16 protein-coding genes are annotated in these 18,381 nt (G+C 68.1%); 11 read left to right on the top strand and 5 right to left on the bottom strand.

Annotation, left to right across the window (positions count from 1 at the left end):
• Nucleotides 1-32: 32 nt before the first annotated feature.
• The 11 genes from xsc (at nucleotide 33) to ACZ5YA_RS03775 (ending at nucleotide 13,082) form a co-directional block, all read left to right on the top strand.
• A complete protein-coding gene (gene xsc / locus ACZ5YA_RS03725) occupies nucleotides 33-1,844 on the top strand; it encodes a sulfoacetaldehyde acetyltransferase (protein ID WP_464092029.1) in 1,812 nt (603 codons plus the stop codon).
• 87 nt (nucleotides 1,845-1,931) lie between these two features.
• The gene (locus ACZ5YA_RS03730; protein WP_059379599.1) at nucleotides 1,932-2,852 is read left to right on the top strand and encodes a bifunctional enoyl-CoA hydratase/phosphate acetyltransferase; all 921 of its coding nucleotides are present in this window, start codon (nucleotides 1,932-1,934) and stop codon (nucleotides 2,850-2,852) included.
• A gap of 133 nt (nucleotides 2,853-2,985) precedes the next feature.
• A complete protein-coding gene (locus ACZ5YA_RS03735) occupies nucleotides 2,986-4,563 on the top strand; it encodes an ABC transporter substrate-binding protein (RefSeq protein ID WP_464092030.1) in 1,578 nt (525 codons plus the stop codon).
• 12 nt (nucleotides 4,564-4,575) lie between these two features.
• A complete protein-coding gene (locus tag ACZ5YA_RS03740; RefSeq protein ID WP_059379601.1) occupies nucleotides 4,576-5,544 on the top strand; it encodes an ABC transporter permease in 969 nt (322 codons plus the stop codon).
• Nucleotides 5,541-6,443: an ABC transporter permease gene (locus ACZ5YA_RS03745; protein ID WP_059379602.1), complete on the top strand. Its 903-nt coding sequence runs from the start codon at nucleotides 5,541-5,543 to the stop codon at nucleotides 6,441-6,443. Before ACZ5YA_RS03740 ends, ACZ5YA_RS03745 begins: the two co-directional genes overlap by 4 nt.
• Complete coding sequence (locus ACZ5YA_RS03750; protein ID WP_464092031.1) at nucleotides 6,440-7,441, top strand: ABC transporter ATP-binding protein; 1,002 nt, start codon at nucleotides 6,440-6,442, stop codon at nucleotides 7,439-7,441. The genes ACZ5YA_RS03745 and ACZ5YA_RS03750 overlap by 4 nt, the downstream gene beginning before the upstream one ends.
• Nucleotides 7,438-8,460 carry an ABC transporter ATP-binding protein gene (locus ACZ5YA_RS03755; RefSeq protein ID WP_059379604.1) on the top strand — a complete coding sequence of 341 codons (1,023 nt, stop codon included), beginning with the start codon at nucleotides 7,438-7,440 and terminating at the stop codon, nucleotides 8,458-8,460. The genes ACZ5YA_RS03750 and ACZ5YA_RS03755 overlap by 4 nt, the downstream gene beginning before the upstream one ends.
• 28 nt (nucleotides 8,461-8,488) lie before the next feature.
• Complete coding sequence (locus ACZ5YA_RS03760; RefSeq protein WP_464092032.1) at nucleotides 8,489-10,144, top strand: amidohydrolase; 1,656 nt, start codon at nucleotides 8,489-8,491, stop codon at nucleotides 10,142-10,144.
• Between the two features lies 1 nt (nucleotide 10,145).
• Nucleotides 10,146-11,120, top strand: coding sequence for a CobW family GTP-binding protein (locus ACZ5YA_RS03765; protein ID WP_464092033.1), 975 nt, complete (start codon nucleotides 10,146-10,148; stop codon nucleotides 11,118-11,120).
• A gap of 121 nt (nucleotides 11,121-11,241) precedes the next feature.
• A complete protein-coding gene (locus tag ACZ5YA_RS03770) occupies nucleotides 11,242-11,634 on the top strand; it encodes a nuclear transport factor 2 family protein (protein ID WP_118934386.1) in 393 nt (130 codons plus the stop codon).
• Nucleotides 11,635-11,666: 32 nt separating this feature from the next.
• A complete protein-coding gene (locus ACZ5YA_RS03775) occupies nucleotides 11,667-13,082 on the top strand; it encodes an NAD(P)/FAD-dependent oxidoreductase (RefSeq protein WP_464092034.1) in 1,416 nt (471 codons plus the stop codon).
• On the opposite strand, the gene pdxR is transcribed toward ACZ5YA_RS03775, so the two are convergent.
• From pdxR to folE, 5 genes are all read right to left on the bottom strand, one after another.
• Entirely contained in the window at nucleotides 13,062-14,639 is a 1,578-nt protein-coding gene (gene pdxR / locus ACZ5YA_RS03780; protein WP_280015990.1) for a MocR-like pyridoxine biosynthesis transcription factor PdxR, read from the bottom strand. The genes ACZ5YA_RS03775 and pdxR overlap by 21 nt on opposite strands.
• A 107-nt stretch (nucleotides 14,640-14,746) precedes the next feature.
• On the bottom strand, nucleotides 14,747-15,574 hold the full coding sequence (locus ACZ5YA_RS03785) for an ABC transporter permease subunit (RefSeq protein WP_059379610.1): 828 nt from the start codon (nucleotides 15,572-15,574) through the stop codon (nucleotides 14,747-14,749).
• Entirely contained in the window at nucleotides 15,567-16,400 is an 834-nt protein-coding gene (locus ACZ5YA_RS03790; RefSeq protein WP_059379611.1) for a taurine ABC transporter ATP-binding protein, read from the bottom strand. Before ACZ5YA_RS03790 ends, ACZ5YA_RS03785 begins: the two co-directional genes overlap by 8 nt.
• A gap of 91 nt (nucleotides 16,401-16,491) precedes the next feature.
• Entirely contained in the window at nucleotides 16,492-17,520 is a 1,029-nt protein-coding gene (gene tauA, locus ACZ5YA_RS03795; RefSeq protein ID WP_059379612.1) for a taurine ABC transporter substrate-binding protein, read from the bottom strand.
• A gap of 228 nt (nucleotides 17,521-17,748) precedes the next feature.
• A complete protein-coding gene (gene folE / locus ACZ5YA_RS03800; RefSeq protein WP_059379613.1) occupies nucleotides 17,749-18,294 on the bottom strand; it encodes a GTP cyclohydrolase I FolE in 546 nt (181 codons plus the stop codon).
• Nucleotides 18,295-18,381 lie beyond the last annotated feature (87 nt).

An 18,381-nucleotide genomic window follows, 5' to 3' on the forward strand; every position in this document is an offset into this window, starting at 1 on the left:
TCCGACACCGCCGGCCTGCCAGGAGAGAGACCATGAGCAGCAAGCAACACATGACCCCCAGCGAAGCGTTTGTGGAAACGCTGGTCGCGCAGGGCGTCAAGGACGTATTCGGCATCGTCGGCTCGGCCTTCATGGACGCGCTGGACCTGTTTCCGGCGGCCGGCATCCGCTTCGTGCCGACGGTGCACGAGCAGGGCGCCGCGCACATGGCCGACGGTTATTCGCGCGTCACCGGCCGCCACGGCGTCTGCATTGCGCAAAACGGCCCCGGCATCACCAATTTCGTGACCGGCGTGGCCGCGGCGTACTGGGCGCATAGCCCGGTCGTGGCCATCACGCCCGAGACCGGCACCGCAGGCATGGGGCTGGGCGGCTTCCAGGAAACCGAACAGCTGCCGATCTTCTCGCGCATCACCAAATACCAGGCCCACGTGAACCGGCCCGACCGCATGGCCGAATTCACGGCCAAGGCCTTCGACAATGCGCTGGCCGAGCGCGGCCCCACGCAGCTGAACATCCCGCGCGATTATTTCTACGGCGAGATCGACGTGGCGATTCCGGAGCCGCGCCGCATCCGCCGAGGCCCGGGTTCGGAAGAGGACCTGGAGGCGGCGGCGCAAATGCTGGCGCAGGCCAAGTTCCCCGTCATCGTGGCGGGCGGCGGCGTGCTGTTCTCGGACGGCCAGGCGGAATGCGTGGCCCTGGCCGAGCTGCTGGGCGCGCCAGTGGTCACCAGCTATCTGCACAACGACGCCTTCCCGGCCAGCCATCCGCTGTGGTGCGGCCCGCTGGGCTACCAGGGCGCCAAGGCCGGCATGAAACTGTTGTCGCAGGCCGACGTGGTGCTGGCGCTGGGCACGCGCCTGGGACCCTTCGGCACCTTGCCGCAGCACGGGCTGGATTACTGGCCGCAAGGCGCGCGCATCATTCAGGTGGACGCCGACCACCGCATGCTGGGCCTGGTGCGTCCGGTGTCGGTCGGCATCTGCGGCGATGCCAAGCCGGCGGCGGCGGCGTTGACCGCCAAGCTGCGGGGACGCGAGGTCGCCTGCGCCGCCACCAAGGGCGGCCGCGGCGAACAGATCGCGGCGCAGAAGGCCGAATGGGAAAAGGAACTGGACAGCTGGTCGCATGAACGCGACGACTGGAGCCTGGACATCATCGAGCATGGCGCAGGCCGCATGCATCCCCGCCGCATGCTGCGCGAACTGGAACGCGCCATGCCCAAGCACGTGATGGTCTCCACCGACATCGGCAACATCTGCTCGGTGTCCAACAGTTATCTGCGCTTTGACGAGCCGAACTCCATGCTGGCCGCCATGAGCTTCGGCAATTGCGGCTACGCCTTGCCGGCGCTGATCGGCGCCAAGCTGGGCCGGCCCGACCGGCCCGCCGTGGCCTATGTCGGCGATGGGGCCTGGTGCATGAGCTTCCAGGAATTGCTGACCTGCGTGCGCGAGAAGATACCGGTGACGGCCGTGGTCTTCCATAACGGCCAATGGGGCGCGGAAAAGAAGAACCAGGTGGACTTCTATGGCCGCCGCTTCGTCGGCAGCAACCTGAAGAATCCAAACTTCTCGGAGCTGGCGCGGGCCATGGGCGCGGAAGGCATACGGGTGGAGCATGCCGATCAGGTGGGCGCGGCCTTGCAGGCCGCATGCAAGGCGCAGTCCGAAGGCAAGACCACCGTGCTGGAAATGATGGTCAGCCAGGAACTGGGCGACCCGTTCCGCCGCGATGCGCTCAAGCAGCCGGTGCGCTTCCTGGACAAGTACAAGCAGTACGTGAACCAGCCGTTCCATCCGGGCGAGGTGCCGCTGTCGATCGATCCCGCCAAGCGCTGATCGCATAGCGTGCGTCCGGCGCGGCGGCGGCCGCGCCGGAATTCTCTCGCCAGGCGCCGCGGATCTCCGCGGCAGGAGCAGACCAAAATGGAAAGCGATCGCTTGTTCGAGCCGCTGCGCAATGCCGCGCTGTCGGCCGGACGCTTGCGCACCGCGGTGGCGTATCCGCTGTGTCCGACCAGCCTGGGCGCGGCCGTGCAGGCGCGCGACGCGGGCTACATCGAACCCGTGCTGGTCGGTCCCGCCGGCCGGCTGCGCGTCCTGATGGCGGACCTGGGGCTGCGCGCAGACGAACTGGAAGTGGTCGACACGCCCGACGACGAGGTGCAGGCCGCGCGCGCCGCGGCCGCGCTGGCGCGCGACGGCGCCGTGCGCATGTTGATGAAGGGAAGCTTGCATACCGACCACTTCATGTCGGCCGTGGTGGCGCGAGACGCGGGCCTGCGCACGGACAGGCGCATCAGCCATGCCTTCGTGATGGCGGTAGCGGCCTATCCCAAGCTCTTCATCCTGACCGATGCCGCGGTCAACATCGCACCCAGCCTGCAGGAAAAGGCCGACATCGCGCAGAACGCCATCGATCTGGCGCGCGCGCTGGGCGTCGACCGCCCCAAGCTCGCGGTGCTGTGCGCCACCGAGTCGGTCAATCCTGCGATGCCCGCCACGCTGGATGCGGCCGCCCTGTCGAAGATGGCCGACCGCCAGCAAATCCGCGGCGGCGAGATCGACGGCCCGCTGGCCTTCGACAACGCCATCTCGCGCGAGGCGGCCGATCAGAAGGGCATCGTGTCGCGCGTGGCGGGCGATGCCGACATCCTGCTGGTGCCCGACATCGAGGCCGGCAACATGCTCTACAAGGAGCTGACCTGGCTGGCCGGCGCGGGTACGGCCGGACTGGTGCTGGGCACGCGCGTGCCGGTGCTGCTGACCAGCCGCTCCGATTCCATGCAGGCCCGCGTCAACAGCTGCGCGGTCGCTTCGCTGTACGCGCGGGCGCTGGCCGGTTGAATCCGGTCCGTCTGCGGGGCTGGCTCCAAAAAGTCCGGCGGTTTGGTACTAAGCCTGGACCAGCTGGCTGGATACGCTACCCCCAAGACCATCCGATGAATGGTTCGTGACACTGGACACAAAGGGGTAGAACATGCGCAGCGTAAAAAAATGCCTGACCACGATACTGACGACGCTGGCCCTGGCGGGCGGGGCCAGCGCCGCGGATGCGCCCAAGCCAGGCGGCACGCTGGTAATCGGTTCAACGCAGGTGCCGCGCCATCTGAACGGCGCGGTGCAATCGGGCATTGCAACCGCCTTGCCCAGCACGCAGCTGTTCGCCAGCCTGCTGCGCTACGACGCCGATTGGAAGCCGCAGCCCTATCTGGCGCAATCGTGGGAACTGGCGCCGGACGGCAAGTCCCTGACGCTGCATCTGCGTAAGGACGCCGTATTCCACGACGGCAAGCCGGTGACCTCGGCCGACGTGGCGTTCTCGGTCATGGCGGTCAAGAAGAACCATCCGTTCCAGACCATGTTCGCGCCCGTGGAAGCGGTGGACACGCCGGATCCCTACACGGTGGTGCTGCGCATGAGCAAACCGCATCCAGCCATTCTGCTGGCGCTGTCGCCGGCCCTGATGCCGGTGCTGCCCAAGCACATCTACGACGATGGACAGGACCTCAAGAGCCATCCGCGCAACTCGGCCGACGTGGTTGGGTCGGGTCCGTTCAAGTTCAAGGAATTCAAGCCGGGCCAGGAGATCGTGCTGGAGAAGTTCGATAAATTCTTCCTGCCCGGCAAGCCCTACCTGGACCGGATCGTGGTGAAGATTAATCCCGACGCCACCAATCTGTTGATCGGCTTGGAGCGCGGCGACATCGGCGTATTGCCCTTCATGACCGAGCCCACCATCCTGCGGCGCGCCAAGGACAATTCCGCCATCGTCATGACCAGCAAGGGCTATGAAGGCATAGGCGCCTTGAGCTGGCTGGCTTTCAACACGGCGCGCAAGCCCTTGAACGACGTGAGGGTGCGGCAGGCTATCGCCTATGCCACCGACAAGGGCTTCATCACCAAGGCCCTGAACGCCGGCTTCGCCAAGCCTGCCGACGGCCCCATTATCGGCACCAGTCCGTTTGCCACCCAGGATGTGGCGAAGTATCCGCTGGACCTGAAGAAGTCCGAGCAACTGCTGGAAGAAGCGGGCTACAAGAAGGATGCCAAGGGCGAACGCCTGTCGCTGACGGTGGACTACATGCCGGGCTCCGACGTGCAGGGCAAGAATGTGGCGGAGTACCTGCGCAGCCAGTTGAAGAAGGTCGGCATCGAGGTGCAGGTGCGCGCCTCGCCGGACTTCCCGACCTGGGCCAAGCGCATCGCCGGCAAGGATTTCGACATGACCACGGATATCGTCTTCAACTGGGGCGATCCGGTGATCGGCGTGCACCGCACCTACCTGTCCAGCAACATCCGCGACATCATCTGGACCAACACGCAGTCCTATTCCAACCCCAAGGTGGACGAACTGCTGGAGCAGGCCGGCACCGAAACCGACGCCGACAAGCGCCGCGCGCTCTACGCGGAATTCCAGCGGCTGGTCACGGCCGATGTGCCCATCGACTTCCTCACGGTCATTCCGTACCACACCCTGTCGTTGAAGAAGGTGCACGGCCTGCCGGACGGCATCTGGGGCGTCATATCGCCCATGGACGACACCTACCTGCAGTAAGGCGGAACTGCCATGACGCGCTATCTCTTGCGCCGCCTGGCCTATGCGCTGGTGCTGCTGCTGGCCGTGGTGACGCTGAATTTCCTGCTGATCCACATTTCGCCGGGCGATCCGGTCGAGACCATCGCGGGCTCCATGGGCGGCATCAGCGAAGAACTGCGGGCGCAGCTGCGCGCGCAGTACGGGCTGGATAAGCCCTTCCTGACGCAGCTGGGCATCTATCTGATGCAGGTGCTGCGGGGCGACCTGGGCTATTCCTATTTCTTCAACGTGCCGGTGGCGCAGCTGATCTGGGACCGCGTGCCGGCCACGCTGCTGCTGGTGGTGACCTCGGTGCTGAGCGCGTTCCTGGCCGGGACGATGCTGGGCACGCTGGCTGCGCGCAAGCCCAACGGGCCGCTGTCGCAAGGCATCACGCTGTTGTCGGTGGTGGGTTATTCCGCGCCAGTGTTCTGGACCGGCATCATCCTCATCATCCTGTTCGCCTCGGCGCTGCCGATCTTCCCGGTGTCCGACATGCGTTCTGCCGGCGGGCCGCAGGACGGCTGGGCGGGCGTGCTGGACGTGCTGCACCACCTGGTGCTGCCGGCCTTCACCCTGGCCTTCGTCTATCTGGCGCAGTACAGCCGGCTGGCGCGCGCCAGCGTCATGGAGGCGTTGTCGGCCGACTACATCCGCACCGCGCGCGCCAAGGGCCTGCCAGAGCGCTCCGTGCTCTACAAGCACGCGCTGCGCAACGGCGTGCTGCCGGTGGTGACCATGCTGGGCCTGCAGTTCGGCAATGTGCTGGCGGGCGCGATCCTGGTCGAAACGGTCTTCAACTGGCCCGGGCTGGGCCGGCTGGCGTTCGACTCCGTGCTCAGGCGCGACTATCCCACGCTGCTGGGCATCCTGCTGTTCGCCTCGCTGCTGGTGGTCGTGATGAATCAGCTTACCGATCTGGCCTACCGCCTGATCGATCCCAGGATCAAGACCTCATGAGCCAGACCCCTCCCGCCGTATCCATTGCCGCCTTGCCGGGCCAGGCGGCACGGCCGCCGGCCCGCCCGTCGTACGAGGCCTTGCGGGTATTCGCGCGCAATCCCTCGGCGCTGGCCGGCGTGCTGCTGCTGGCCGCCATCCTCGCCGTGACGCTCTTCGGACCCATGATCATGGAAGCGGATCCCTTCGAGATTGCGGGCGCGCCGATGACGCCGCCGGGCGCGGACGCGCTGCTGGGCACCGACTACCTGGGCCGCGACGTGCTGACTGGCATGGTCTATGGCGGCCGCGCCACGCTGCTGGTGGGCGTGGTGGCGGCGGTGCTGTCCATGGCCATCGGGCTGACGGTGGGCGCGCTTGCGGGCTACTACGGCGGCTGGATCGACGAAACCTTGATGCGCATCACCGAGTTCTTTCAGGTGCTGCCCACCTTGCTGTTCGCCATGGTGCTGGTGACGCTGTTCTCGCCGTCGCTGGCGACCATCGCCATCGCCATCGGCGTGGTCAGCTGGCCAGGCACGGCGCGGCTGGCGCGCGGCGAATTCCTGCGCCTCAAGCGCCGCGAGTACGTGCTGGCCGAGAGGGTGATAGGCGCGGGCGACGCGCGCATCATCTGGCGCGTGATCCTGCCCAACGCGCTGGCGCCGCTGATCGTGTCGGCCACGCTGGCGATAGGCACGGCGATCCTGTTCGAGGCCGGCCTGTCGTTCCTGGGGCTGGGCGATCCCAACATCATGAGCTGGGGGCTGATGATAGGCAGCAACCGCCCCTACATCCTGACCGCGTGGTGGGCGGTGACCCTGCCGGGCGCCGCCATCTTCCTGACCGTGCTGGCCGTCAGCCTGATCGGCGACGGGCTGAACGACGCCCTCAACCCGAACTCGAGGGGGCGGGCATGAACGCCGCGCAGCAGGCGCCCGTGCTGGAGGTCGACAGCCTGAGCCTGGAGTTCCAGTCGCGCGGCCGCGTGGCCGAGGTGTTGAGCGCGGTGAGCTTCGACCTGAACCCCGGCGAGACCTTGTGCCTGGTGGGCGAGTCCGGCTGCGGCAAGAGCATGACGGCGCTGGCCATCATGCGGCTGATTCCCGCGCCGGGACGCATCGGCGGGGGCCGCGTGCGCCTGCGCGGCGACGACCTGGCCGGCCGCGACGAGGAGGCCATGCGCCAGGTGCGCGGCAACAAGATATCCATGATCTTCCAGGAGCCCATGACGGCGCTGAACCCTGTGTACACGGTCGGCGACCAGATCGCGGAACCCCTGCGGCTGCACCAGGGCCTGAGCAAGGGCCAGGCGCGCGAGCGCGCCATCGAGATGCTGAAGTCGGTGGGCATCCCCTTGCCGGAGCGGCGCGTGGACGATTATCCGCACCAGATGTCCGGCGGTATGCGGCAGCGCGTAATGATCGCAATCGCGCTGGCCTGCGATCCAGACGTGCTGATCGCCGACGAGCCGACAACAGCGCTGGACGTGACGGTCCAGGCGCAGATCTTCGACCTGCTGCGCGAGCAGCAGGCGCGGCGCGGCACCGCGGTGCTGCTGATCACGCATGACATGGGCGCGGTGTCGGAGATGGCCGACCGCGTCGTGGTCATGTACGGCGGGCGGGTGGTGGAGCAGGGCGGCGTGCGCGAGATCCTGGCGCAGCCCCGCCATCCCTACACCCAGGGGCTGATCGCCTGTCTGCCCGAACTGGACCGCGAGCCCGACGACGTGCGCCCCGACCTGCCGGAGATTCCCGGCGTGGTGCCGTCGATCTGGGAGCGCGGCGCGGGCTGTCCCTTCATGGAACGTTGCGGGCAGGCCATGGCGCGCTGCCGCGACGCGTTTCCGCCCCTGACCCGTGTAGGCGAGGGCCAGGAAGTTGCCTGTTGGCTGTATCCGGAGGCCGCGCAATGACGTCACCGCAATCTCCCGCCTTGCTGTCCGTGCGCGATCTTGCCGTGCATTTTCCCATCGGCGGACGCGGCCGCGACGGCAAGCCGGTGGTCGTGAAGGCCGTGGACGGCGTGTCCTTCGAACTGCAGCGCGGCCGCACGCTGGCGATCGTGGGCGAGTCCGGCTCGGGCAAGACCACCACGGCCTTGTCCGTGCTGCGGTTGGCGGACCCGACCGCGGGCTCCATCCACTTCGACGGTACGGACATGACGGCGCTGAACGGCTCGGCCTTGCGTCGCATGCGCCGCCGCGTGCAGCTGGTGTTCCAGGATCCGTATTCCTCGCTCAATCCGCGCCAGCGGGCTGGCGACATCGTGCGCTCGCCCTTGGACCTGATGGGTATCGATCCGCCGGGCGGACGCGAGGCGCGCGTGGCCCGCATGTTCGAACTGGTGGGCCTGCGCCCGGAGCAGCGGCAACTGTTTCCGCACCAGTTTTCCGGCGGCCAGCGGCAGCGGCTTAACGTGGCCCGCGCGCTGGCCAGCGCGCCCGACCTGATCGTCTGCGACGAACCGGTGTCGGCCCTGGATATCGCGATCCGCGCGCAGATCCTGAACCTGCTGCGGCGCATCCAGCGCGAGCAGGGGCAGTCCTTCCTGTTCATCTCGCACGACATGGCGGTGGTGGAGCACATCTGCGACGACATCGCCGTCATGTACCTGGGCAAGATCATCGAGCAGGCCACGCGCAACGCCTTCTTCACGCGGCCGCTGCATCCCTACAGCGTCGCCCTGATGTCGGCGGTGCCGACCGTGAAGGGCGGGCGCGAGCTGGCCGCGCGCCGCGTGCGGCTGGCGGGCGATCCGCCCAGTCCGGTCGATCCGCCGCCGGGCTGCCGTTTCGCCGGCCGCTGCCCGGCCGCGCAGCCGCTCTGTACCACGCGCGAGCCCAGCTTGCGCGAAGTCGCGCCGGGCCACCGCGTGGCCTGCCATTTCGTCGAATCCCGCGACGGCGTCCTGGCGTCGCCGCTGCAGGGATGAGCCCACCCTCCGATAGAAGGACAGACCGATGACCCAGACCCGCGCCCGAACCACGATCTATGCCGCGCGCAGCATCCTGACCATGAACCCGATGCAGCCCCGCGCCACGCACGTGGCGGTGCGGGAGGGCCGTATCCTGGGCGTGGGCAGCCGCGAGGAGCTGGCGGGCTGGGGGCCTGCCGACCTCGACGAGCGTTATGCGGACAAGGTGCTCATGCCCGGCCTGGTCGAAGGGCATTGCCATCTGCCGGAAGGCGGCATGTGGAAGTTCGTGTACGTGGGCTTCTATGACCGGCGCGGACCCGATGGCAAGCTGTGGGAAGGCTTGAAGAGTTTCGAGGCTGTGGCCGCGCGGCTGCGCGAGGCCGAACGCGCCCTGGCGACCGGCGAGACGCTGATAGGGTGGGGCTTCGACCCGATCTTTTTCGACGGCGCGCGCATGCGCGTGCAGGACCTGGACGCCGTGTCCGCCGAGCGGCCCGTGGTGGTCATGCACGCCAGCATGCACCTGATGAACGTGAACACGCCCATGTTGGCGCGCGCCGGCATAGACCGCGATACCGACATCGAGGGCGTGACGCGCATGGAAGACGGACGGCCCAGCGGCGAACTCTGCGAATTTGCCGCCATGTTCCCCGTCATGCGCCTGATCGGCAGCCCGTTCCGCACCGTGGGGGGATCGGAAGAGGGCCTGCGCATGTTTGGCAAGGTGGCGCAGTGGGCGGGCGTCACCACGGCCACGGACCTGGTCAACGAGCTGGGCGACGAGGGCCTGGCGACGCTGGCCCGCATCACCGCCGAGCCGGACTACCCCGTGCGCATTGTGCCGGCCGCGTCCGCGCTGACCTACGCGGGCGATCCGCAGCGCTGCCTGGCCAAGCTGGCCGAGGCCCGGCGCCTGAACAACGACAAGCTGCATCTGGGCATGGTCAAGCTGGTGGTGGACGGTTCGATCCAGGGCTTTACCGCCCGGCTGCGCTGGCCGGGCTACTACAACGGCGCGCCCAACGGCATCTGGGTGATCGCGCCGGCCGAGCTGGACGCGATGGTCCAGGCCTATCACGACGCCGGGGTGCAGCTGCACATCCACACCAATGGCGACGAAGCCACCGAGCTTGCGATCGACGCGGTGGACCGCGCCTTGCGCCGCAGCCCGCGGCGCGACCACCGCCATACCCTGCAGCATTGCCAGATGGCCGACGCGGCGCAGTTCCGGCGCATGGCCAGCCTGGGCATGTGCGCCAATCTCTTTGCCAACCACATCTTCTACTGGGGCGACGCGCATCACGCCCTGACCATGGGTCCGGACCGCGCCAACCGCATGGACGCCTGTGCCTCGGCCGCGCGCGCCGGCGTGCCGTTCTCCGTCCATTCGGACGCGCCCATCACGCCGTTGGGACCGCTGTTCACGGCCTGGTGCGCGGTGAACCGCCAGACGTCGTCGGGCAAGGTGTTGGGGGAGTCCGAGCGCATCGGCGTGGAGCAGGCCCTGCACGCCGTCACGCTGGGCGCGGCGTACACCCTGCACCTGGATCACCTGGTCGGCTCCATCGAGATCGGCAAGCATGCGGACTTCTGCGTGCTGCAGGACGACCCGCTGGAGGTCGCTCCCGAGAAACTGAAGGACGTGCGCGTGCTGGGCACCGTCATCGGCGGCAGGCCCTTGCCGCTGCGGGAAGCCTGAGATGGCGGCCCATGGCGCACCGCGCATCGCGCTGACCGTGGTGGGCGGATTCCTGGGCGCGGGCAAGACCAGTCTGCTCAATCACGTGTTGGCCCGCAGCCAGCGCCGCGCGGCGGTCCTGGTCAATGACTTCGGCCCGGTCGATATCGACGCCGGGCTGATCGCGCAGCGCAGCGATCAGGTGATCAGGCTGGCCAACGGCTGCGTCTGCTGTTCCATGGCGGGCGGCCTGGACGATGCCCTGGCGCGCGTGCTGGCGCTGGACCCCTTGCCCGAATGGATCGTGATCGAAGCCAGCGGCGTGTCCGATCCCGGCCGCATCGCGCAGGTCGGCATGGCCGATCCCATGCTGCAGCTGGAGGGCGTGGTGGTGCTGGCCGATGCCGCGAACGTGCGCGCGCTGGCGGCGGATCCCTTGCTGGCCGATACGCTGGACCGCCAGTTCAAGGCCGCCGATCTGCTGGTGTTGAACAAGACCGATCTGGCGCCTGCCGAGGAGCTGCCGTCGCTGCGCCTATGGCTGCACGCGGCGACGCGCGGGGCCGCGATGGTCGAGACGCGCGAAGGGCGCGTGGACCTGCGCCATCTGCTGGGCGAGGGCGGGGCTTGCAGCCTTGCGCATGAATGCGCCAGCGGCGCTTGCGGCCATGCGGGACACGTCCACGCCGCAACCCCCGATGACCCCGATCATCCGTTCCAGAGCTGGCTGTGGCGCGCGCCCGCGCTGCTCGACGCCGACCGGCTCGCCAGCCGGCTGCGCGACGCGCCCAGGCAGCTGCTGCGCGCCAAGGGCTGGGTGCGCACCGACCGGCACGGCCTGGTGCTGGTGCAACTGGCGGGCCGGCGCGTGCGCTACGACACGCAAGCCAGGCCGCCGGCGGATCTGGACGAACCGGCGCTGGTGCTGATCGGCATGCGCGGCGCCGTCGATCCCGCCGGCATGGACGCCTGGCTGGCGCCGGCCGCGGCGCGATGAACGGGCAAGCGTCTGGTGCAAGCGATTTCCCGTGTCTGGTTCTAGACCCTGCCTGGGGGCTCACTTACCTTGGATCCTGAATGCTGGCGCGCGTCGCGCCAGCGTCTACCGGAGGTATGCAATGCAGAAGACCGTCACCGCGGACATGCTGGCCGAATTCGCGGCGGCCTGGAACCGCCACGATATCGACGCCCTGATGTCCTTCATGAGCGACGACTGCGTGTTCGAGACCGTGGCCGGCCCCGAGCGATGGGGCGCGCGGCACGAAGGCCGCGAGGCGGTGCGCGCCGCCTTCGCGGCGGCCTGGGCGAATTTTCCCGACGCGCAGTGGCAGAACGGCACGCATTGGGTGGCCGGCGACCGCGGCGTGTCCGAATCGACCTTTACCGGCACAGCCGCAGACGGCTCCCGCGTGGAGGCGGACATGGTGGACGTCTTCACCTTCCAGAACGGCAAGATCCGCGTCAAGAACGCCTACCGCAAGCAGCGCCCGGTATTGCCGGCCCGCGGCTGAGCACGCCCCGCACCCAGCTACCGGAACGCCGCATGGATACTCAAATGTCCTTCCAACCTGCAGGTCCGGCCCCCGCTGGCCGGACGGCGATCAGCGCCTACAACCCGGCCTACGATCCGCTGGTGTCCCCGCCCGGCCGCGGGCAGGACTACGCGCCCACCTATTGGGTCGCGACCGCGGGCGAGCCGCCCGAGGACGACGGTCCTGTCAACGGCGATATCGATGCCGACGTGGTGATCGTGGGCTCGGGCTTCACTGGGCTGTCGGCGGCGCTGACGCTGGCCCGCGACTTCGGCGTGAAGGCCGTGGTGCTGGAAGCCAACCGCGTGGTGTGGGGCTGCACCAGCCGCAACGGCGGACAGGGACAGAATGCGTCCGGACGCCTGTACCGTTCGCAATGGATAGCGCGCTGGGGATTGGCGACCGCCAAGCGCCTGGATGCCGAGATCCGCGAAGGCTTCGAATACTGGAAGAGCCTGGTGGCCCAGGTGGATTGCGACGCGCAGCCGGGCGGCCACCTGCACACCGCGCACCGCCAGAAGAAGATGGCATTCCTGGAGAGCGAGGCCCGCGTGATGCGCGAGGTGTTCGGCTATGACGCCAGGATGTTGAGCCGGGAGGAATTGCGCGAACGCTACGTGTACGACCGCGAGGCGGTGGGCGCGATGCACGAGCCGGACGGCGTGGGCGTGCATCCCTTGAAGCTCGCCTATGGCTACATGCGGCAGGCGCGGGCCCTGGGCGTGCGCATCCATCCGGGCAGCCCGGTGCTGGGCTGGCGCGCCGAGAACGGCGGCGTGCGGCTGCAGACGCCCAACGGCTACGTGCGCGCGCGCCGCGTGGCGTTCGCCACTGGCGGCTACACCGCGCAGGGCGTCAACCGCCTGCTGGACAATCGCATCATGCCGGTGCTTTCGAACTCGCTGGTGACGCGGGTGCTGACGCCGGCGGAACGCGACGCCGCGGGTCTGAAGAGCACGGTGTTCATTACCGATACACGGACGCTGCGCTTCTATTACCGTCTGCTGCCCGATGGCCGCATGCAGATCGGCAGCCGCAGCGCGCTGCGCGGCGCCGACGCGCAGCACCCGCGCCATCTGGCGCTGCTGCGCGAGGGGCTGGCGCGCAAGTTCCCCACGCTGGCGGGGGTGGACGTGGACTATTCCTGGTGGGGCTGGGTCGACGTGAGCCACGACATGATGCCGCGCGTCACGCAGCCGGACCCGGCGCAGCCGGTCTATTACGCCTTCGGCTACGGCGGCAATGGCGTGGCGTTCTCGGCCCACGCCGGCAAACGCCTGGCGCAGCGCATGATGGGCAAGGACGGCGTGTCCTGGGACCTGCCGATCTACGACTCGCCCTTGCCGGGGCATATGTTCGCGCCGTTCCGCAGGCTGGGCCAGGGCCTGCTGTACCGCTGGTACTACCTAAGAGATGAAGTGCTCTAGCGCGTGCAGGTCCGGGCCCTGCGGGGCCTGCTTGCCGTCCGCGGCGCGGCCGCGGTAGCGGTCGACGACCTTGGCCAGCCTGGCGATCCCCGGCTCGATGTGTTCCGGCCGGATCGAGGTGAAGCCGACCCGCAGGAAGTTGCGCGGCGCGTCGGCGCCGTTCATGAAGAAGACGTCGCCGGGCTCCACCACCACGCCTTCGGCCAGCGCGGCTTCGGATAGCTCGCAGGCGTTGAGCCAGGGCGGCCCTTGCAGCCAGCAGGACGAGGATCCGGTAATGGGGATGACCTTGAAATCGGGCAGGTGCCGCGCCAGCGCGCGGGCCAGCTCGGTGCCGCGTTCCTGGTAGGCCTGCGATTGCCTGCGCAGCAGCGAATGGTGGTGGCCCAGCGAAATGAATAGCGAAAACGCCCGCTGGATGTAGGCCGAAGGGTGGCGCAGCATCAGGCGGCGCAGGGCGCGCAGTTCGGCGGTGAGCTCGCGCGGCGCCACGATGTAGCCGATGCGCAGGCCCGGCGCGAAGGACTTGGCCAGGCTGCCCACGTAGATCACGCGGCCGTCGCGGTCCAGGCTCTTCAAGGCGGGAATCGCGCCTTCGCCCCAGCGGCTTTCGCTTTCGAAATCGTCCTCGATGATCAGGCTGTCGGCCTGGCGCGCCAGCGTCAGCAGGTTCTGGCGGCGCTCCGGCGATAGCGTGACCGTGGTGGGGCACTGGTGGCCCGGCGTGACGAAAATGTAGTCGCAGCCCAGCAGATGGGTGCCGGTGCACAGCCCTTGTTCGTCCACCGGCAGGGGCAGCAGATTGCGCGTGTGGCTGGCGAAGATGTTGCGGGCGTCGGGATAGCCGGGGTCTTCCATGCCGACCACGGTGTCCTCGTTGACCAGCAGGTCGGCCAGCAGGTAGAGCGCATGCTGCGCGCCCACCGTGATGACGATTTCCTCGGCGTCGGCCCAGACGCCGCGGCGTGGCAGCACCTGGGTACGGATCTGCTCGATGAGCGCCGGGTCGTCGTGGGTGATCAGGTCCGGCGCCCAACTGCGGATGTCCAGCACGGACAGCGCCTTGATGCAGCATTCGCGCCATTCCGCGGTGGGGAACAGGTCCTGGTCGAACTGGGCGTAGACGAAGGGATAGGGCTGCTTCTGCCAGTCGCGCGGCTTGGTGATGTTGCGCTGCCGGGACGGGCGAAAGCGCAGCCTTTCGTCCCAGCGCACGTCGGGCTCGCCGCCGTCGGCGGGCGGGGCGTCGGCCGCCGGCCCGGAATGGCCCCGCATGACCGTGTCGCTGACGAAGTGGCCGCTGCGTTCGCGCGACACCAGATAGCCCTCGCTGACCAGTTGCTGGTAGGCGAAAACCACGGTGTTGCGCGCGATGCGCAGCTGGTCGGCCAGATGCCGGCTGGACGGCACCGGCGTGCCTGGCGGCAGGTGGCCGCTGAGGATGGCGGACACCAGCATCTGGCGCACGCAGCCCTGCAGGCTGAGATTGGGCGCGCTTTCGCGTTCGAACAGGCGCTCCCACAACACAGGCTTGAGCATCGAGGCCTGGCTGGACATGACGGCTCCTTGTCTAGGCCGCGCAGCCGGTAGCCGCTGCGCAGGCGCCGCTCTTGAGGATAGAGGAGCCGGATGGGGGACGAAATGAGGGATTGCCCGGGCGCGTTTCAGACCCGTCCCTTCCAGGGTATGGCGAACTTCTCCAGATAACGGACCAGCAGGTCGAAGGCGAAGGCGAACACGCCGATCACGATGATGCCCATGATGACGGTGTCGCTGGCCAGGAACTGGGCGGCGTTCAGCACCATGAAGCCCAGGCCGCGGTCGGCGGCCACCATTTCGGCGGCCACCAGCGTGGTCCAGCCCACGCCGATGCCGATGCGCATGCCCGTGAAGATTTCCGGCATGGCGGCCTTCAGGATCACGTGCCAGACCACCTGCGCGGGCGTGCCACCCATGGCGTAGGCCGCGTGGATCTGTTCGATCGACACCGAGCGCACGCCGGCGCGCGCGGCGATCGCCATGGGCGCGAAGATCGCCAGGTAGATCAGCAGGACCTTGGGGAACTCGCCGATGCCGAACCAGATGATGATGAGCGGCAGGTAAGCCAGCGGCGGCAGCGGGCGGTAGAACTCGATGGGCGGATCGAAGATGCCGCGCGCGTAGCGGTTCACGCCCATCAGGATGCCGACGGGAATGGCGGTCACGCAGGCCAGGAAGAAGGCGCCGAACACCCGCGACAGGCTGGCCAGCGCATGTTCGGTAAGCGTGGAGTTGGCCACGCCGTCGGTCATGGCCGAGACGAACTTGTCGTACACGGCCAGGGGCGAAGGCAGGAATAGCGGCCGCACCCAGCCGGCGCTGGTCACCAGGAACCACAGGCCGATGAGCGCCAGGCTGGTGATCAGGCTGATGTGGCCGCTGTAGCCCGCGCCCGGCGCGCCGTAGACCTTGCCCGGCGCGGCGGGCTTGTGTCCCGGGCGGTTGCTAGCCATGGAAGCCTTGGGGGGAGGAGGCTCGCTCGTCGCCATAGATGATGCCAAGGACTTGTTCGCGCATGGCGATGAAGTCGGGACTGGATTTGATGCTGCGGCCATCGCGGGTCTCCAGGTAGCGCCGGTTGAAGTCTGGGGTGAAGGTGTGCGTGATGCGGCCCGGGCGGGGCGACATGACGATCAGCCGCGAACCCAGAAACAGCGCTTCTTCGACGCTGTGCGTGATGAAGAAGAACATCTTGTTGGTCTGCCGCCAGATGTCCAGCAGCAGCTCCTGGATGGTCTCGCGGGTCAGCGCGTCGAGCGCCGCCATGGGCTCGTCCATCAACAGCATGGCGGGGTTGCAGGTCAGCGCGCGCGCAATGCCCACGCGCTGCTGCATGCCGCCCGACAGCTGGTAGATCATGTGGCGGTGGAAGTCCTGCAGGCCCACCAGTTCCAGATTGCGGCGCGCGCGGGCGCGGCGGGTTTCCTTGTCCACGCCTTGCAGCTTCAGGCCGAACTCGGTGTTCTCCAGCACGTTCAGCCAGGGCAGCAGGGCGTGCTTCTGGAACACCACGCCGCGGTCGGCGCCGGGACCCACGATGGGCCGGCCGCCCAGCGTGATCTCGCCCTCGGTGGGCGACAGGAACCCGGCCAGCAGGCTGAGCAAGGTGGTCTTGCCGCAACCCGAGGCGCCCAGCGCGACGACGAACTCGCCGGGCTGGATGGTCAGGTTGACGTTCTGCAGCGCAATGACCGGACCGCTTTCGTGCAGGCCGGGGTAGGTGACGCTGACTTTCTCCGCGCACAGGCTATGCGTGGCGGACGTGGACTGCATGGTCATGCCGGCTCCCCTAGTTGCGGCGGGCTGCGCGCAGCCCTGCGGGATGCTGGGCAGGCGGCGCCGGACGGGCCGCCTTGGCCGCAAGCGCTTCTTACTTCTCGGCCGCCCGGGCGTACTTGTCCGTGACGTGCGGGCTGTAGTCGGCCAGGGCGCGGTCGATCTGCTTCTGGTCTTTCAGGAACTGGGCGCTGGCCGCGAAGGCGCGGGCGGCGCCCGATTCCTTGCCCCCGCCCAGCCAGACATTGGAGGCCTGTTCCTGCACGGTCGGGAAGACCAGCAGCTGGAGCGCCTCGACCATGTCCTCGGGCTTGCCGCCGATCAGTTTGACGATGCTCTTGACCTGCGGCGAGTCGGCGGTCCATTTGGCGCTGTTGGCGCGGTAGTCCGCGTAGGATTTGGCCAATACGCTGGTGAAGGCGGCCATGAACTTGGGATTCTTGGCGGCCCAGGCGCGATCCACCACGATGCCGTCGAAGGTCGGCACGCTGGCTTTGCCGATCTGTTCCGAGTCAGCAATGATCTTGCCGCTCTTGGCGATCTCGGTCAGCGCGGGCGGCCAGACGTAGGCCGCGTCGATGTCGCCGCGCTGCCACGCGGCCACGATCTGCGGCGGCTGCATGTTCAGGATGCGCACGTCGCGCGGATTGATCTTCCAGACCTGTTCCAGCCCGACCAGCAGATGGAAGTGCGAGGTGGACACGAAAGGCGTGGCGACCCGCTTGCCCTTCAGGTCGGCCGTGCTGTTGATGCCGGAACCGTTGCGCGCCACCAGCGCCTCGGACTTGCCGATGTTGTCCAGGATCCAGAACAGCTCCATGTCCACGCCGCGGGTCGCGGCCGCGGTGATGCCGGTGGAGCCCAGCACGCCGACCGGCACGTTGCCGGAGGCCAGCGCGGTGGAGATGTCGCCGCCGGAGGTGAACTGGCGCCAGTCCACCTGGTAGCCGGCGTCCTTCAAGGCCTTGTCGAAACTGCCGTCGGCGATCGCCGTCAGGAACGGCCCGACGATCAGCTGGTAGCCGACCACCAGCTTGGTCTGGGCATAGGCGGGAGCGGCCAACAGCGCGGCGGCCAGGCCGGCCAGGGTGCAGCGGCGGATGAGGCGGAATATCGCGTTCATGGAGATCTCCGGGAGGGAACGGCCGCGCTCCGGCGCGACCGGGATGCTGGAGCCAGTTTGCCCGGATGGGGCCAGAACGCTAGGGCCAGATGCCCGGATCAGTAGGAGCCAAAAGCGGGCCGGGCCCGCCTGCCGGCCGGCGGCGCCAGGGCTGGCGCGGCCGGCGCGGCGGGGTGCGGCCGGCGAGGCGGCCCGCGATATGCGCCAAAAGGGGGAGGGGAAATCCGGCTAGCGGATGAGGCTGAGGAATTCGGCCCGGGTCGACGGATTGTCGTGGAATTCACCCAGCATGACCGAGGTCACCATGGACGAGTTCTGCTTTTCCACGCCGCGCATCATCATGCACATGTGCTGGGCTTCGATGACCACGGCCACGCCGGCCGCGCCGGTCACGGACTGCACGGCTTCGGCCACCTGGCGGCTGAGGTTTTCCTGGATCTGCAGGCGGCGCGCGTACATCTCGACGATGCGCGCGACCTTGGACAGGCCCAGCACCTTGCCGTTGGGCAGGTAGGCCACGTGGGCCTTGCCGATGAAGGGCAGCATGTGGTGCTCGCAGAGCGAATACAGCTCGATGTTCTTGACCAGCACGATCTCGCGCGTGTCCGAGGTGAACAGCGCGCCGTTGACGATTTCGTCCAGGTTCTGGCCGTAGCCGCGGCACAGGTGGCGCATGGCCTTGGCCGCGCGGGCGGGCGTGTCCGCCAGTCCTTCGCGGGACGGATCTTCCCCTAGTTCTTCAAGAATGGCGGTGTAGTGCTTTTCCAATGACATCGGGGACTCCTGGGGGCGGCGCTGGTTGCGGCGCTTTACTGTGTGTAGCGTAGTGCTGCAAGTCTACCTCAGGCCACAAGAAGGGTT

The organism is Achromobacter sp. JCM 18799 (assembly GCF_055395645.1).

Excerpts from the sequence above, each read along its gene's own strand:
- xsc (WP_464092029.1), top strand. The coding sequence starts at position 33 with ATGAGCAGCAAGCAACACATGACCCCCAGCGAAGCGTTTGTGGAAACG.
- ACZ5YA_RS03730 (WP_059379599.1), top strand. The coding sequence starts at position 1,932 with ATGGAAAGCGATCGCTTGTTCGAGCCGCTGCGCAATGCCGCGCTGTCG.
- ACZ5YA_RS03735 (WP_464092030.1), top strand. The coding sequence starts at position 2,986 with ATGCGCAGCGTAAAAAAATGCCTGACCACGATACTGACGACGCTGGCC.
- ACZ5YA_RS03740 (WP_059379601.1), top strand. The coding sequence starts at position 4,576 with ATGACGCGCTATCTCTTGCGCCGCCTGGCCTATGCGCTGGTGCTGCTG.
- ACZ5YA_RS03745 (WP_059379602.1), top strand. The coding sequence starts at position 5,541 with ATGAGCCAGACCCCTCCCGCCGTATCCATTGCCGCCTTGCCGGGCCAG.
- ACZ5YA_RS03750 (WP_464092031.1), top strand. The coding sequence starts at position 6,440 with ATGAACGCCGCGCAGCAGGCGCCCGTGCTGGAGGTCGACAGCCTGAGC.
- ACZ5YA_RS03755 (WP_059379604.1), top strand. The coding sequence starts at position 7,438 with ATGACGTCACCGCAATCTCCCGCCTTGCTGTCCGTGCGCGATCTTGCC.
- ACZ5YA_RS03760 (WP_464092032.1), top strand. The coding sequence starts at position 8,489 with ATGACCCAGACCCGCGCCCGAACCACGATCTATGCCGCGCGCAGCATC.
- ACZ5YA_RS03765 (WP_464092033.1), top strand. The coding sequence starts at position 10,146 with ATGGCGGCCCATGGCGCACCGCGCATCGCGCTGACCGTGGTGGGCGGA.
- ACZ5YA_RS03770 (WP_118934386.1), top strand. The coding sequence starts at position 11,242 with ATGCAGAAGACCGTCACCGCGGACATGCTGGCCGAATTCGCGGCGGCC.
- ACZ5YA_RS03775 (WP_464092034.1), top strand. The coding sequence starts at position 11,667 with ATGGATACTCAAATGTCCTTCCAACCTGCAGGTCCGGCCCCCGCTGGC.
- pdxR (WP_280015990.1), bottom strand. The coding sequence starts at position 14,639 with ATGTCCAGCCAGGCCTCGATGCTCAAGCCTGTGTTGTGGGAGCGCCTG.
- ACZ5YA_RS03785 (WP_059379610.1), bottom strand. The coding sequence starts at position 15,574 with ATGGCTAGCAACCGCCCGGGACACAAGCCCGCCGCGCCGGGCAAGGTC.
- ACZ5YA_RS03790 (WP_059379611.1), bottom strand. The coding sequence starts at position 16,400 with ATGACCATGCAGTCCACGTCCGCCACGCATAGCCTGTGCGCGGAGAAA.
- tauA (WP_059379612.1), bottom strand. The coding sequence starts at position 17,520 with ATGAACGCGATATTCCGCCTCATCCGCCGCTGCACCCTGGCCGGCCTG.
- folE (WP_059379613.1), bottom strand. The coding sequence starts at position 18,294 with ATGTCATTGGAAAAGCACTACACCGCCATTCTTGAAGAACTAGGGGAA.